General features: G+C 77.0%; 1 protein-coding gene. It reads right to left on the bottom strand.

Annotated elements, in window-relative coordinates; genetic code table 11:
• Positions 1–66 precede the first annotated feature (66 nt).
• Complete coding sequence (locus tag FHX73_RS43840) at positions 67–17,013, bottom strand: non-ribosomal peptide synthase/polyketide synthase (RefSeq protein ID WP_145911726.1); 16,947 nt, start codon at positions 17,011–17,013, stop codon at positions 67–69.
• Positions 17,014–17,049: the final 36 nt, after the last annotated feature.

Genomic DNA, 17,049 nt, shown 5'->3' with positions numbered 1-17,049 from the left:
TCGCGTGCGGCGGCGGGTGGGCTCGGCTCCGGCCGGGGTGGCGCCGGATGGTTCGGTCGCGGGGCGTCAGCCGGCGGATTCACCGGCGGCCGCCTCCAGTTCGCTCAGGACCTGCTCCTCGACCAGTTCCGCGAGGCCGGCGACCGTGCGGCCGACCAGCACGTCGCGGGGGGTGAGGGTGACGCCGAAGGCCTCGTTGACCCGGGAGGCGATCAGCAGGGCGCGCATCGAGTCGCCGCCGAGGTCGAAGTAGTCGTCGGTGACGCCGACCGGGCCGCCCAGGATCTCGCTCCAGGCCTCGGCCAGCACCTCCTCGACGGCGTTGCGGGGCTCGACCCGTTCGGCGCCGGGCTGTTCGGCGGGTGTGGGGGCGGGCAGGGCCCGCCGGTCCACCTTGCCGTTCTCGGTGAGCGGGAAGGCGTCCAGCACCGCGTAGGCGGTCGGCACGAGTTGGCCGGGCAGGTGGCGGGCGGCGCTCTCCCGCAGCTCGGCGGCGGTGGGCGCCTCGGCGCCCGGCACGGTGAGCAGGTGGGCGACCAGCCGGGGCAGCCCGGGCTCGTCCTCGCGGACCGTCACCAGGGCGTCCAGCACCGCCGGGTGGCGCAGCAGCACCGCCTCGACCTCGCCGGCCTCGATCCGCAGGCCGTTCAGCTTGAGCTGGTGGTCGGTGCGGCCGAGGTGGCGCAGTTCGCCGCCGTCGCGCCGCACCAGGTCTCCGGTGCGGTACATCTGGGTGCCTGCCTCGCCGAACGGGTCGGCGAGGAAGCGTTCGGCGGTCAGGCCGGGGCGGCCCAGGTAGCCGCGGGCCAATCCGGGCCCGGCCAGCCAGAGTTCGCCGGGCACGCCGTCGGGCACCGGGCGCAGCCGGGCGTCCAGCACGTAGCAGCGGACGCCGGGCAGCGGGCGCCCGATCGGCGGGGCGGCGCCGTCGGCGGTCAGCGGCGCGGACCAGGTGGCGACCACGGTGGCCTCGGTGGGTCCGTAGCAGTTGACCATCCGGTGGTGCGGGGCCCAGCGGCCGACGAGTTCGGCCCGGCAGGCGTCGGCTCCGACGGCGAGGGTCTTCAGTGCGGGCAGGGTGCCGGGGGTGTCGGGCGGCAGGGTGGCGAGCGCGGCGGGCGGCAGCAGGGTGTGGGTGATCCGCTCCTCGCGCAGCACCTCGGCGAGCCGGGCGCCGAGCAGCGGGCCGGGCTCCGGCACCACCAGGGCGGCGCCGTGCGGCAGGGAGAGGCAGAGCTCCAGCACGGCGGCGTCGAAGCTGGGGGTGGCGAAGGCCAGGATCCGGTCGCCGGGGGCGACTTGGAGGTGCTCGGCTTCGGCGGCGGCGAAGCCGGCCAGGCCGCGGTGGGTGACCAGGACGCCCTTGGGGGTGCCGGTGGAGCCGGAGGTGAAGATCAGGTAGGCGGGGTCGTCGAGGTGCAGCGGGCGGGTGCGGTCGGCGTCGGTGGGGCGGTGGGCCGCCCACGCGTCGGTGGCCGCGGTGAGGGCGGCGAGTTCGGCCGCGTCCAGGGTGAGTGCGGGCGCCGCGTCACGGAGCATCAGTTCGATCCGCGCGGCGGGGTAGCCGGGGTCCACCGGCAGGAAGGCGGCACCGGCCTTGCTGAGGGCGAGTTGGGCGAGCACCATCTCGGCCGATCGGGGCAGCAGCAGGGCGACCAGGGTGCCGGGGCCGGCCCCGCGGGCGATCAGCCGGTGAGCCAACCGGTTTGCCTCGGCGTCGAGTTCGGCGAAGCTGCGGCTGTGTCCGGGCGCGTGCAGGGCGGGGGCGTCGGGTGAGCGGTCCACGGCCGCCTCGATCAGCTCGGGCAGGGTGGCCGGGGCGGTGGCGGGCCGCTCCGGGCGGGTGGGTCCGTGCAGCAACCGCTCGCGTTCGGCGGGCGGCAGCACCTCCACCCGGCCCAGCGGCACGGGTTCGCCGCTCTCGTCCGGATCGAGGCCGTCGGCCAGCGCGAGCAGGGTGTGGCGCAGCCGGGCGGCCAGGGCTTCGGCGGTCCGCCGGTCGAAGTAGCGGGGGTCGTGGCCGAGTTCGAGGCTGAGCCGGTCGCCGGGCGAGACCACCACGGTGAGCGGGTAGTTGGTGGCCTCGCGGGCGTCAAGCTCGCGCACCAGCAGGCCATGCGCGCCGGCGGTGGCGTCGCCGACCGGGTAGTTCTCGAAGACCAGCAGGCTGTCGAAGAGCGGGCGGCCGGCGGGCAGTTCGGTCAGCGCGTGCAGGGCCGGCAGCGGCAGGTGGTCGAACCGGCGGTCCTCGGCGCTCGCCTGTTGCAGGGCGCGTAGCCAGTCGGCCACGGGGGCGGCGCCGTCGACGGCGACCCGGGCGGGCAGGGTGGTGATGAACAGGCCGGTGATGGTGTCGGCGCCGGGCAGGTCGCTGGGGCGGCCGGAGACGGTGGCGCCGAAGAGCACGTCGTCTCCCCCGCCGCTGCGGGCGAGCAGCAGCGCCCAGGCGCCCTGGACCAGGGTGTTGAGGGTGAGCCGGTGCCGGCGGGCGGACTCCTGGAGCCGGCCGGTCTGCTCGGCGGTGAGCCGGGTGGAGAGCCACTGGTCGCAGCGGGCGGTCTCGCCGGGTGCGGGCCGCCGGTCGTAGGGCAGGGTGGTGGCGGCCCGGTGGCCGGCCAGCACGGTGCGCCAGTGCCGCTCGGCGGCCTCGGTGGAGCGGGTGGCGAGCCAGCCGACGTAGTCGGCGAAGGGGCGCCGTTCGGGCAGCCGGGGTTCGGTGCCGGCCGCGAGTGCGGCGTGGGCGGCGAGCACGTCGCCGAGCACGTGGAAGACGCTCCAGCCGTCGAGCAGCACGTGGTGGAAGGTCCACGCCACCCGCACGCTCGCCGGGCCGAGCCGGACCAGGGCCAGGCGCAGCAGCGGCGGGTGCTCCAGCGGCAGCCCGTCCGCCCGCTGCTCCGTCAGCAGCCGTTCCAGTTCGGCTTCTTGGTGCTCCGCCGGGAGGCCGGTCCAGTCGTGCCGGGTGATCGGCAGGGTGGCGGTGCGGTGGACGAGTTGCAGGGCGCTGCCCTGGTGCAGGACGACGGCGGTGCGCAGGATCGGGGTGCGGTCGACGACGTGCTGCCAGGCGGCGGCGAGCAGTGCGGGGTCGTGCACGCCGTCCAGCACGAAGGTGATCTGCTCGGTGTAGAAGGCCTGGCCGTGCACCACCAGCCCGGCCTGGCTGGGGGTGAGCGGGTACACGTCCAGGACGTCGCGCCCGGTGCCGACCAGCCGGTCCACGCCCGCCTGGTCGAGCCCCGCGAGCGGGAAGTCGGACGGGGTGCGGCCGCCCGCGCCGGGCTCGGCGCAGTGCGCGATGATGTCCCGCAGCTCCCGGGTCAGTTCGGCCGCGAGCCGGGCGACGGTCTCCCGGTGGTGCACGTCCCGGCCGTAGGACCAGGTGAACTCCAGCCGTTTGTCGCTGACCTGCCCGACGACGTCGATCAGGTGCGGGCGCTCGGCGGCCGGGTCCAGGCCGCCGGTGAGCCCGCCGCTGGGGGCCCGGAGCAGTCCGCCGGGGGTGGCCGTCCAGTCCTGCTGGCCGAGGTAGTTGAAGCTGAGCCGGGGCAGCGGGGGCAGCTCGGTGCCGCGCAGGTGGCGCAGCGCGCCGTAGCCGAGGCCGCCGCGCGGCACGGCCCGCAGCGCCTCCTTGACCGCCTTGAGCGCGGCGCCGGGTTCGGCGTCCGGCTCGGCGGGCAGCACGACCGGGTGCAGGGCGGTGAACCAGCCCACGGTGCGGGAGAGGTCGAGGTCGGCGAAGAGCTCCTCGCGGCCGTGGCCCTCCAGGGCGACGGCCACCCGGTCGCGGCCGGTCCAGCGGCCGAGCACCCGGCCGAGCGCGCAGAGCAGCACGTCGTTGATCCGGGTGCGGTAGGCCTGCGGCACCTCCTGGAGCAGCCGACGGGTCTCCTCGGCGTCCAGGCCGGCGGTCAGCGACTCCTCCTGGGCGGCGGTGTTGCCGCCGGGCAGGTCGACCGGCAGGCCTGACGCACCGTCAACCACGGCCTGCCAGTGGGCGGTCTCCTGGTCGAAGCCGCCGTCGGCGGTGTGCGCGGCCAGGCGCCGGGACCAGCTGCGCAGCGAGCTGGTCTTGGGGCCGAGGTCGGGGCGCCGGCCCGCCAGCAGCGCGCGGTAGGCGGTGTCCAGGTCCTCCAGCAGGATCCGCCAGGAGACGGCGTCCACCACCAGGTGGTGGGCGGCGAGCACCAGCACCGGGGGCCGGTCGTCCTGCGGCCGGCAGAGCGCGGCGCGCAGCAGCGGGCCGGTGGCCAGGTCGAAGCCGGCGCAGAGCTCCTCGGCGACTGCGGCGGGCTGTTGGGTGCGCTGCTCCAGCCACGGTTCGGCGCCGGGTTCGGCGTGCCACTGGCGCCACCACCCGTCGGCGCCGGGCGCGGCGAGCAGGCGCAGCGCGTCGTGCTGGTCGAGCAGGGCGGCGAGGGCCGGGCGCAGCAGCGTCTGGTCGGCCTGCGGGGCGAGTTCGAAGGCGACGGCCTGGGTGAGGCGGGCCGGGTCGCCGTCCAGGGTCCCGAGGAGCCAGTGCTGAACGGGGGTGAGCGGGACCTCGCCGGTGATCGGGCCCTGTTCCGCGAGGACCTGGGGGGCGGGCAACTGCTCGGCTGCTTGGGCGAGTTCGGCGATGGTCTGGTGGGCGAACAGGTGCCGGGGGGTGAGCGCGAGGCCGGCCCGGCGGGCGGCGGAGACGATCTGGATGCCCAGGATGGAGTCGCCGCCGAGGGTGAAGTAGTTGTCCCGGGTGCCGATCCCGGGCACGCCCAGCACCTCGGACCAGATCGCCGCGAGGGTGTGCTCGGCGGCGGTGCGCGGCTCGACGTGCCGGGTGCTGGGCGCGGGCGCCCAGGAGGGTTGCGGCAGGGCGCGGCGGTCCAGTTTGCCGGAGGGGCCGAGCGGGAGCTCGGCAAGCTCCAGCACGGCGGCGGGGAGCAGGTGTTCGGGCAGCCCGGCGGCCAGGAAGGCGCGCAGCTCGGCCGGGTCGGCGGTGGCGCCCGGGCGGAGCACGGCGTAGGCGGCGAGGCGGCGGTGGCCGTCCTGCTCGACCACCCGGGCCGCGGCGGCGGCGACCGCCGGATGGCGGGCCAGCGCGGCCTCCAGCTCGCCGAGTTCGATCCGGAAGCCGCGCACCTTGACCTGGTCGTCGGTTCGGCCGAGGTACACCAGTTCTCCAGCACCGGTCCAGCGGGCCAGGTCGCCGGTGCGGTACATGCGGCTGCCCGGCGCGCCGTACGGGTCGGCGAGGAAGCGCTGGGCGCTCAGCCCGGGCCGCCGCAGGTAGCCGCGGGCGATGCCCGGGCCGGCCAGGTACAGCTCGCCGGGCGCGCCGGCGGGCACCGGGCGCAGCCGCTCGTCGAGCAGGTAGGCGCGGGTGGCGCCGACGGGGCGGCCGATCGGCGGGTCGGTGTCCGGGTCGGCGGGGTCACAGGGGTGGGCGGCGGCGTAGACGGTGGCCTCGGTGGGCCCGTAGATGTTGAACACCCGGGCGCCGGGGACGGCGGCGCGCACCTGACGGACCGTCCGGGCGGGCAGTGCCTCGCCGGCCAGCACGACGGTGCGGGCGGTGAGCGCCACGGTGTCGTCGGCGAGCAGGCGGCCGAGGGCGGAGGGCACGGCGCTGAGCAGTCCGGCCTGCCGGGGGCCGGGCCGGTCGGCGAGGGCGAGCAGGTTCGGCAGCAGTTCGACGGTGCCGCCGGCCAGCAGCGGCGCGAGCAGTTCGAAGACCGAGACGTCGAAGCTGAGCGAGGTGGTGGCGAGCACGTGCTCCAGGCCGTGCGGGCCGAACTCGGCGGCGGCCCAGTCGGTGAGGGCGAGCACCGAGGCGTGGCTGACCACGACGCCCTTGGGGCGGCCGGTGGAGCCGGAGGTGTGGATCACGTAGGCCGGGTGGGCGGCGGTCAGCGCGGTGGCGGGGGCGGTGGCGGGGTAGCGGTCGGTGAGCCCGGGGGTGTCGAGCAGCACGGTGCGCCCGGCCGGCAGCCGCTCGGCCAGCGCCGAGGTGGTGAGCACGGTGTCGGGCCGCACGTCCGCGAGGAGGAAGGCGATCCGGTCGGCCGGGTAGCCGGGGTCGACCGGGAGGTAGCCGGCGCCGCTCTTGAGCACGGCGAGCAGGGCGACGGCCAGGTCGGCGGTGCGGGGCAGGGCGAGGGCGACGAACCGCTCGGGTCCGGCGCCGGCCTCGCGCAGCAGGTGGGCGAGTCGGTTGGCGCGCTCGTCGAGCTGACGGTAGGTCAGCCGCTGCTCCCCCGCCTGGACGGCGAGCGCGTCGGGGGTGCGGGCGGCCTGTGCGGCGAAGGCCGCCGCGACGGTGTCCGGGCCGGACCGGCCGTGGGCGAAACGTTTCGGCGCATCGTCCACGAAGGAGAAACGTTCCAGCAGGGCGCGCTGCTCCCCCGCGTCCAGCAGCGGCAGCTCGGCCAGGGTGCGCTCCGGGTCGGCGGCGATCGCGGCGAGCAGCGTGCGCAGGCCCGCCCCCATCGCCTCGACGGTGGGCCGGTCGAAGGCGCCGGCGTCGTGGTCCAGGTGGACGGTCAGCACCTCGCCGGGCGCCACCACCACGCTGAGCGGGTAGCTGGTCGGCTCCACGTCCCGCTCCGGGTGCACGGTGAGGCCCAGGCGAGCCGGGGCGTCGCCGTCCAGCGGGTAGTTCTCGAAGACCAGGATGCTCTCGAAGAGCGCCGTCCCGCCCGGCAGTCCGCTCCAGTTCTGCAGCTGCGCCAGCGAGACCGCCTCGTGCCGGCGGGCCTCCGACTGGGCGGCCTGGAGCTCGCCGAGCCAGTCCAGCACCCGGCGCCCGCCCTCGATCCGGGCCCGGGTCGGCAGGGTGTTGATGAACAGTCCGACCATCCCGGTCACCCCGGGCAGTTCGGCCGGCCGGCCCGACACGGTGCTGCCGAAGACCACGTCGGCCCCGCCGCCGAAGCGCGAGAGCAGCAGCGCCCAGGCGCCCTGCAGCACGGTGTTGACGGTCAGTCCGGCCCGCTGCGCCGCCTGGCGCAGCCGGGCCGAGTGCTCGGCGTCCAGGGTGACCAGCACGGAGGCGGGTGCGCCGCCGCCCGGCCCGGTGCGCGGCAGCGGGGTGGGCGCGGTGAAGCCGTCCAGCACCGCGCGCCAGTGCCGCTCGGCCACCGCGCCGTCCTGCCCGTCCAGCCAGCGCAGGTACTCGGCGAACGGCGCCCGCTCGGGCACCGCGAGGCCGGCGTACCGGGTGCAGACCTCGTCGAAGACCTGGGCCGCGCTCCAGCCGTCCAGCAGCACGTGGTGGAAGGTCCACACCAGCCGCACCCGGTCGCCGGAGAGCCGGATCAGCGCGAGCCGCCACAGCGGCGCGGCCGCCAGGTCGATCCGGGCCGCCCGGTCCTCGGCGAGCAGCCGGTCCAGTTCCTGCTCGCACCAGTCGGCCGGCCGGTCGGACCAGTCCAGCCTGGCCACCGGCACGGTGGCGCGGCGGGCGACCAGTTGCAGCGGTTCGGCGGTCTCCTGCCAGACCAGGCGGGTGCGCAGCACCGGGTTGGCGTCGGCGGTGTGCTGCCAGGCCCGGGCCAGCGCGTCCGGGTCGGTGACGCCGCCGAGCACCAGCACCACCTGGTTGAGGTAGCTGTCGCCGTCCGGCTCCATCAGGTGGTGGAAGAGCATGCCGGCCTGGGTCGGCGTCAGCGGGTAGAGGTCGTCGACCTCGCGTCCGGTCCCGGCCACCCGGTCCAGGGCGGCCTGGTCGAGGCCCGCGAGCGGGAAGTCGGAGGGGGTGCGGCCGCCCGCGCCGGGCTCGGCGCAGTGCGCGAGGATGCCGTCGAGCGCCGCCAGCATGGCCTCGGCCAGGCCGGTGACGGTGCCGGGCGCGTGCCGCCCGGTGCTGTAGTGCCAACTGACGGCCAGTTCGCCGTCCTCCACCCGGGCGACCACGTCGAGCAGGTGCGGGCGCTCGGCCCCGGGCGCCTCGGCACCGGCCAGCCCGTGCGGCACGGCGCGGACCAGGGCGCCGTCCTCGGCGCTCCAGTCGAAGCGGCCCAGGTAGTTGAAGCTGACGGCGGGCGCGGGCAGGGCGGCCAGCTCGGCGTCCCGGGCCAGGTGGCGCAGCGCGCCGTAGCCGAGGCCGCGCTGCGGCACGGCGCGCAGCCGCTCCTTGACGGCCTTCAGGGCCGCGCCCCACCCGCCGCCCTCGGGCAGCTCCAGGGCGACGGGGTAGAGGCTGGTGAACCAGCCGACGGTGCGTGACAGGTCGAGGTCGGTGAAGAGCTGGTCCTCGCGGCCGTGGCCCTCCAGGCCGACGGCGACGGTGGAGCGGCCGGTCCAGTCGGCGAGCACCCGGCCGAGCGCGGTGAGCAGCACGTCGTCGATCCGGGTGCGGTAGACGGCGGGCACCCGGCGCAGCAGCCGCTCGGTGCGCTCGCGGTCCAGCCGGACGGTGACGGCGGCGGTGCTCGCCACGGTGTTGGGGCCCTCGCGGTCCGCCGGCAGCGGCGCGCCGCTGTGCCACGCGGCGGTGCGCCAGTGCTCGCGCTCGGCGTCGAAGGCGCCGGCTTCGGTGCGGGCGCGCAGTCGGCGGGCCCACTCGCGCACCGAGCTGGTGCGGGCGGGCAGGTGCACGGGTGCGCCGTCGCGGGCCTGGCGGTAGGCGGTCTCCAGGTCCTCCAGCAGGATCCGCCAGGAGACGCCGTCCACCACCAGGTGGTGCGCGGCGAGCAGCAGTTGGGCCGAGCCGGTGAACAGCTGGGCGGTGAACAGGGGTTCGGCCAGACCCAGGCGGGCGTGCACCTCGGCGATGGCCTGCTCGGTGGCGAGCTCGGCGACGCGCAGCAGTTCGGGGGCCGGGTCGTCGGCGGGCGCGCAGCTCTGCCGCCACTGCCCGTCGGCGTGCTCGAAGCGGGCGCGCAGCGCGTCGTGCCGGCGCCAGAGCGCCGCCAGGGCCTGGCGCAGTGCGTCCTGGTCGACCTGCGGCGGGGTGTCGATCAGCAGGTACTGGTCGTTGTGTTCGGGTTCGGCGGCCAGCAGCCAGTGCTGGATCGGCGTCAACTCGACCGGGCCGGCGACCGGTTCGGTGCCGGCGACGGTCGCGGCGGTGCCGGCCGCGGCGGCCAGCGCGGAGAGCACGGGGTGGCGGAACAGGTCGCGGGGGGTGAGCGCGAGGCCGGCGGCCCGGGCCCGGGAGACCACCTGGATGCTCAGGATCGAATCGCCGCCGAGCATGAAGAAGTTGTCGTCGGCGCCCACCGGGTCGACGCCGAGCAGCTCGGACCAGATGCCGGCCAGCAGCTCCTCGGCGGGCGTGCCGGGCGCCCGGTGGGCGGGCCCGGCGGTGCCGAACTCGGGTGCGGGCAGGCGGCGGTGGTCCACCTTGCCGTTGGCGGTGAGCGGCAGCACCGGGACGGTGACGAAGGCGGCGGGCACCATGTAGTCGGGCAGTTCGGCGGCCAGCCAGGCGCGCAGCTCGGCGGTGGCCGGGGCCGCGCCGGCGGCGGTGACCAGGTGGGCGACCAGCAGCTTGCGGCCGCCTTGCCGGTGCAGCGAGACCACGGCCTCGGCAACGGCCTGATGGTCCGTCAGTCGGGCCTCGATCTCGGCGGGTTCGACCCGGAAGCCGCGGATCTTGAGCTGGGCGTCGGCCCGGCCGACGAAGCGCAGCTCGCCGTCGGCGCTCCAGGCGGCCAGGTCGCCGGTGCGGTACATCCGGGTGCCGGGCGCGCCGTACGGGTCGGCGAGGTAGCGGGCGGCCGTCGCGCCGGGGCGGGCGAAGTAGCCGCGGGCCAGGCCGGCGCCGGCCAGGTACAGCTCGCCGGGGACGCCCGGCGGCAGCGGCCGCAGCTGCCGGTCCAGCACGTAGGTGCGGGTGTTGTCGAGCGGGCGGCCGATGGGCAGCGCGGCGGGCAGCACTTCGCCCGCGCGGAACGGCCGCTGGGTGGCGAAGGTGGTGGTCTCCGTGGGGCCGTAGCCGTTGACCACGGTCAACTCCGGGCAGGCGTCCAGGACTCGGCGCACCACCGCGCCGGGCACGGCCTCGCCGCCGGTCCACACCTCGCGGGCGCCGCGCAGGCAGGCGGGGTCCTCCTGGGCGAGCAGCCGGAACAGGCCGGCGGTCAACCAGAGGCAGCGCACGCCCTGTTCGCCGATGGCGCGGCGGACGGCGGCGGCGTCCAGGTCGGCGCCGGGCGGCGCCAGCACGGCGGTGCCGCCGCGCAGCAGCGGCACCCAGAACTCGTAGGTGGCGGCGTCGAAGGCGTGCGGCGAGTGCACCAGCACCCGGTCGTGCCCCGCGAAGGCGCGGTCCAGGGCGAGCGCGGCGACGTCGCGCTGGCGCACCGCGACGCCCTTGGGCAGGCCGGTGGAGCCGGAGGTGAACATCAGGTACTGGAGGGTGTCGGGGTGCGGGAACGGGAGGTCCGAGGGCTCGCCCGTCCAGCCCGCCGGCTCCAGCACCTGTCCGCCGGGCAGCACGGCCCGCGCGGTCTGCTCCCAGCGCCCGTCGGTGAGCAGCAGGTCGGCGCCCGCCTCGGCGAGCATCCGGCGCAGCCGCTCCTCGGGCGCCCGCCCGTCCAGCGGCACGAAGACCGCGCCCAGGCGCACCAGCGCGAGCTGGACGGCCGCCAGGGTGACCGAACGGTCCATCAGCACCGCGACCGGCCGCTCCGCGCCCACGCCCGAGGCCGCCAGCCGGGCGGCGATCGCGGCCGCCCGCTGGTCCAGCTCCCGGTAGCTGAGCCGCTCGGGCCCGCTCTCCAGGGCGATCGCGTCGGGGTTGCGGCTCACCTGGGCGGCGAACAGCTCGGCGACGCCGGCAGCCGGCGGCTCGACGGCGGTGTCGTTCCACTGCTCCAGCACCTGCGCGCGGCGCTGCGCGGTGAGCAGCGGCAGCAGCGCGGGCGGACGGTGCGGGTCGGCGGCGAGGCCGGTGAGCAGCACGGTGAGGTACTCGGCGAGCCGCTCGACGGTCGCGGCGTCGAGCAGCCCGGGGTCGTAGCCGAAGCGCAGGGTGAGCTCGGGGCCGGGGTAGGCGATCAGGTTGAGCGGGTAGTTGGTGGTCTCGACGCCGTCCAGCCCGGTCATCCGCAGGCCGTGGGCGGCGGCGAGGTCGCCGTCCACGGGGTAGTTCTCGAATACCACGATGCTGTCGAACAGGGCGACCCGCTCGGGCAGTTCGGTGGCGGCGGCGAGCCGGCCGAGCGGCAGGTGGCCGTGCCGGCGGTCCTCGCTCTGGGTCTGCTGGAGGTGGCGCAGCCAGTCCAGCGTGCTGCCCCGCCCGGGCACGGTGACCCGGGTGGGCAGGGTGGTGATGAACAGGCCGGTGATCGCCTCGGCGCCGGCCAGCTCGGGCGGGCGGCCGGAGACGGTGGTGCCGAAGACCACCTCGGAGCGGCCGGAGAGCCGGCTCAGCAGCACCGCCCAGGCGCCCTGGACCAGGGTGTTGAGGGTGAGTCCGGCGCTGCGGGCGAGTTCTTCCAGGGCCCGGGTGGTGGCGGCGGGCACGGCGGCGCGCAGGGCGGCGGTGGACTCGGCGCGGTGGCTCTCGCGCGGTTCCCGGTCGTAGGGCAGCGGGGTGGCCTCGGCCAGTCCGGCCAGCCGGCGCTGCCAGTGGGCCTCGGCGGCGGCGGTGTCCTGCTCGGCCAGCCAGCCGAGGTAGTCGCGGAACGGGCGGCGTTCGGGCAGCTCGGCGCCGGGGTCGGCGTGTGCGGCGAAGACGTCGGCGAGCACCTGGAACAGGCTCCAGCCGTCGAGCAGCAGGTGGTGGAAGGTCCACAGCACCCGCACCGAGCGGTCGGTGAGCCGGGCGATCACCAGGCGTTGCAGCGGGGCCCGGTCGAGCTCGATGCCCGGGTCCTCGGCCGTCAGCCGCCGCAGTGCCTCGCCCTGCTGCGGCTGCGTCAGCTGACGCCAGTCCAGCTGACGCACCGGCAGCGCGATGTTTCGCTCCACGGCGAAAACCGGCTCGGGGACGTCCTGCCAGACCGCCCGCCCGCGCAGCACCGGCGTGCGGTCGGTGACCCGCTGCCAGGCGGCGGCCAGCCGCTCGGGGTCGCTCACGCCGGCCAGCTCGAAGGTGAGCTGCTGGTGGTAGACGCCCCCGTCGCCCTGGGCGAGGCCGTGGAAGAGCATGCCGGCCTGGGTGGGGGTGAGCGGGTGGACGTCGTCCAGCGCGCCCGGGTCGGCGCCGGCGATCCGGTCGACGGCCGCCTGGTCGAGCCGGGCGAGCGGGAAGTCGCCCGGGGTGCGGCCCGCGCTGCCGGGCCGGGTGGCGTGCCGGGCGATCGCGGCCAGCGCGCTGGTGAAGTGCTCGGCGAGCTCGGCGGTCCGCTGCTCGTGGCCCGCCGGGTGGAGCCAGCTGAACTCCAGCTCCTCGCCGTCGAGCCGGCCGACCAGTTCGAGGGCGTGCGGGCGGGCGGCGGCCGGGTCGGCGTCCAGCTCCAGCGGGCGCAGCTCGCCCCGGAGCAGGCCGTCCGGGTCGTCGGCGGCGGTCATCCGGCCCAGGTAGTTGAAGCTCAGCAGCGCCGTGGGCGGCTCGGGCAGCGCGCCCGGCACCAGGTGGCGCAGCACGTCGTGCCCCAGGCCGCGCCGGGGCACGGCGCGCAGCTGCTCCTTGACCCGCTTGAGCGCGCCGTCCACCCAGTCGGCCCCCGGGGCGGCGGGGAGCAGCAGCGGGTGGCGGGAGGTGAACCAGCCGACGGTGCGGCTGGTGTCCAGGTCGGCGAAGAGCTCCTCGCGGCCGTGGCCCTCGACCTCCACCAGCACCCGCTCCCGGCCGGTCCACTCGCCCAGCGCCCGGCCGAGCGCGGCGAGCAGCACGTCGTTGATCCGGGTGCGGTAGGTCTCGGGCAGGGTGCGCAGCAGGGCGGCGCTCAGGCCGGCGCCGAGGCGGGTGGTGAGCATGCGGGTGTCGGCGTAGCGGCCGGGCGCCGGCCCGTCGGGCGCGGGCAGCGCGGCGGCCTGCTCGGCGATGCCGGTCCAGTAGGCGCGCTCCGGGTCGAAGCCGCCGTCGGCAGCGAACTCGGCCAGCCGGGCCGCCCATTGGCGCATCGGCGTGGTCTTGGCGGGCAGCTCGGGCGGCCGCCCGGCCCGGCGGGCCCGGTAGGCGAGGTCCAGGTCCGCGAGCAGCAGGCGCCAGGAGACCCCGTCCACCACCAGGTGGTGCACGGCCAGGTGCAGCACGGGCGGGCGGTCCGGCCCGCGCTCGTGCAGCACGGCGCGCAGCAGCGGGCCGCCGTCCAGGCGGAACGGGCCGTGGTGCGGGGTGTCGGTGTCCGGGCCGGTGTGCCGGTCCAGCGTGATCCGTTCGCCCGGCTGCTCGACCTGCCAGTGCGGGCCGCCGGGGAACCGGGCGCGCAGCGCGTCGTGATGGTCCGTCAGGTCGCCCAGCGCCTGTTCCAAGGCGTCCGGGTCCAGGTCGGCCGGTAGCAGGAGCGAGACCGCCTGGGCGAAGTGGGCGGCGCCGTCGCGGGCCAGCAGCCAGTCCTGGATGGGTGTCAGCGGGGCCGGTCCGGTGGCCGGTTCGGCGGGGCGGGCGTCGGGCACGAGCGGCCCGGCCTCGTCGGCGCGGCGGGCCAGCGCCGCGACGGTCTGGTGCTGGTAGACGTCCCGGGAGGTGAGCGCGAGCCCGGCCTGCCGGGCCTGGGCGACCAGCTGGATGCTGAGGATGGAGTCGCCGCCGAGCTCGAAGAAGTTGTCGTCCGCGCCGACCCGCTCCGCCCGCAGCAGCTCGGCGAGCAGGGCGGCCAGGGTGCGTTCGGTGGGCGTGCGGGGCGGCACGTGGCGGGCGGCCCGCCCACGCCGTTCGGTGCTCGGCTCCATCGAGCGGGCGGGCGCCGCGGCCGGCTCGACGGGGCCGAGGTGGACCGTTTCGCCGTCGGCGCGGATCCGGGCCAGCTCCCCGGTGGCGGCGCCGTCCCGGTACAGCTCGCCCGCGATGCCGGGCGGCACGGGCACACCGAGCCGGCGGTCCCGCACGGGGCCGGTCAGCGCGCGCTGCTCCGACTCGGTGACCAGCGGCAGTTGGGCGAGGGTGCGCTGCGGCCCGTCGGCCATGCCGGCCAGCAGCTGGTGCAGGTAGCCGGCCAGTCGGCGCACGGTGGCGGCCTCGAAGAGCGCGGTGCTGTACTCCAGCGTCAGCTCGAAGCCGCCGTCGGGCACGGGGGTGAACTCCAGCACCAGGTCGAAGCGGGCCACCGGGCGGGGCAGCGGGTGCTCGGTGACGGTGAGCGGGCCGGCCGCGATCGGCGCGGGCGGGGCGAGCTGCTGCACCACCAGGGCCTGCACCAACGGGGTGCGGCTGGGGTCGCGGGGCGGGGCGAGTTCGTCGACCACCGCGTCGAAGGGCACCTGGTCGTGCGCGAAGGCGTCCAGCAGGGTGCTCCGCAGCCCGGTCAGGTAGTCGTCCACCGTGGCGGTGTCGTCGACGTCGGCGCGCAGCACCACGGTGTTGACGAAGAAGCCGGCCACCTGCTCCAGTTCGCGGCGGTCGCGGCCGTTGGTGACGGTGCCGAGCGCCACGTCGCGCCGGCCCGAGCTGCGGGCCAGCAGCAGGGCGGCGGCGCCGGCGAACAGGGTGAAGACGGTGGTGCCGCGCCCGGCGGCCAGCCGGCGCAGCCGGGTCACCAGCTCGGCGGGCAGCCGGTGGCGGTGCGCGTCGCCGGCGGTGGCGCGCACGGCCGGGCGGGGGTGGTCGACGGGCAGCTCGGGGGTGTGCAGCCCGGTCAGCTGCCGCCTCCAGTAGGCGAGTCCGTCGGTGTGCGTGCGGCCGCTCTCCCAGAGCGCGTAGTCCGGGTACTGGGTGGCGGGGGCGGGCAGGCCGTCGGGTGCGCCGGTGGTCTCGGCGCGGTAGAGGGCGGCCAGTTCGCGGGTGAGCAGGCCGACCGTCCAGCCGTCGGTGACGATGTGGTGCTGGGCGAGCAGCAGCACCTGGTCGTCGTCGGCGCGGCGGACCAGCAGGGCGCGGGTGAGCGGGCCGGTGGCGAGGTCGAAGGGGCGGCGCAGCTCCTCGGTCAGCAGCTGCTCGACGCTGCGGCCGGGGCCCGGTTCGGCCGTGCGCAGCGTCAGCTGCGGCTCGGCGTCGACCAGTTGGACGCCCCGGCCGTCGACGGTGGCGAAGCGGGTGCACAGCGCGTCGTGGCGGGCGGCCAGGCGGTGCAGGGCGCGTTGCAGGGCGGGCTGGTCGAGCGGGCCGCGCAGGGCGAGGGCGAGGCCGGTGTTGTAGGCGGTGCCGCCGGGTTCGAGGTCGTCGAGGAACCAGAGCCGGCGCTGGGTGCTGGAGAGCGGCAGCGGGCGGTCGCGCGGCGCGGGCGGGATCGGGTCGGGGTCACCGCCTTGTGCGGCCCGGTCATCGGGGACGGCCAGTTCGGCCAGTTCGGCGACGGTGCGGGCGGTGAAGGCCTGGCGCAGCGTCAGGCGCGCGCCGAGCCGCTCGCGGATCCGGGCGAGCAGGCGGGCGGCGAGCACGGAGTCGCCGCCGAGCTCGAAGAAGTCGTCCTCGACGCCGACGCTCCCGAGGCCGAGCAGCTCGGCCCAGAGCTCGGCGATCGCCCGCTCGGCGGGCGTGCGGGGCACGGTGGCGCCGTCGGTGCGGGCGGCGGCGGGCTCGGGCGCGGGCAGGGCGCGGCGGTCGATCTTGTGCTGCGGCGTCAGCGGAAAGGCCGTCAGGACCATGACGGCGGCCGGCACCAGGTGGGCGGGCAGTTCGGCGGCGAGCGCGGCGCGCAGCCCGGGGCCGTCGAGCGCGGGGCCGTCCGGACCGGGTTCCGCGGTGACGTAGCCGACCAGGCGTTGGCGCCCCGGCTCGTCCTCGCGCACCTCGACGACGGCCTCGGCGACGCCCGGCTGCCGCACCAGGGCGGCCTCGATCTCGCCGGGTTCGATCCGGAAGCCGCGCAGCTTGACCTGGCGGTCGAGGCGGCCGAGGAACTCCAGTTCGCCGTCCGCCGTCCAGCGGGCCCGGTCGCCGGTGCGGTAGAGCCGGGCGCCGGGCGGGCCGAACGGGTCGGCGACGAAGCGGGTGGCGGTCAGGCCGGGGCGGCCCAGGTAGCCGCGGGCCACGCCGTCGCCGCCGACGAAGAGCTCGCCGTCCGCGCCGGGCGCCGCCGGCCGCATCGCCGCGTCCAGCACGTGCGCCCGGGCGGTCGGGAGCGGCACGCCGATGGTGGGCTCGCCGTCGCCGGGGGCGAGCGGGCCGGTCCAGCTGGCGACGATGGTGGCCTCGGTCGGACCGTAGGAGTTGATCATGCGTCGGCCGGGCGCCCAGCGGCGGACCAGCGCCGCCGAGCAGGCCTCGGCGCCGACGATCAGCGTGCGCAGGTGGCGAGCGGCCCCGGTGGCGGCCGGGTCGGGCAGGGTGGCCAGCGCGGCGGGCGGGATCAGCGCGTGGCTGATCCGGTGCCCGTCCAGCACCTGGGCCAGCTCCTCGCCCAGCCACGGCCCGTCGGGCGGCACCACCAGCGTGGCACCGCAGAGCACGGAGACGCACAGCTCCAGCACCGAGGCGTCGAAGCTCGGCGAGGAGAACTGGAGCACCCGGCCCCCGGGGCCGACGGCGTACCGCTCGGCCGCGGCGGCGGTGAAGCCGGCGATGCCGCGGTGGGTGACGGTGACGCCCTTGGGGGTGCCGGTGGAGCCGGAGGTGTAGATCAGGTAGGCGGCGTGGTCGGGGTCGACCGCGGCGGGCGGGCACGGGTCCTGCGGCTGACCGTCCGTCAGTTCCCGCAGCAGCGCCTCGTCCAGGACCACCGCCGGCGCCGCGTCGGTCAGCATCAGGGTGCGGCGGTCGGCGGGGTAGGACGGGTCCACGGGCAGGAACGCGGCGCCGGCCAGAGTGGTGGCGAGCTCGGCGGTGATCAGCTCCGGCGAGCGGGGCAGCACCAGCGCGACGGTGCGCTCGGGGCCGGCGCCGAGCCGGCGCAGGCCGGCCGCGAGGTGGGCGGCCCGGTCGGCGAGCTGCCGGTAGGTCCAGGTCCGCCGGCCGTCGGTGAGGGCGGGCGCCTGCGGGGTGCGGGCCACCCAGGCGGTGAACAGCTCGCCGAGGGTGGGCCGGGCGTGCGGGTCCGTCATTGCGAGGAAGTCCTTCGGGCGCGGCGGGGACGGGTT

The sequence above is a fragment of the Kitasatospora viridis genome, from assembly GCF_007829815.1.
GTDB classification, from domain to species: Bacteria; Actinomycetota; Actinomycetes; order Streptomycetales; family Streptomycetaceae; genus Kitasatospora; species Kitasatospora viridis.
The sequence above is the reverse complement of the archived record's forward strand: the minus strand, read 5'-3'. Positions and strand labels throughout refer to the sequence as shown.

What these genes read in the sequence shown, in the direction of transcription:
- FHX73_RS43840 (WP_145911726.1), bottom strand. Translation starts at nt 17,013, where the DNA reads ATGACGGACCCGCACGCCCGGCCCACCCTCGGCGAGCTGTTCACCGCC.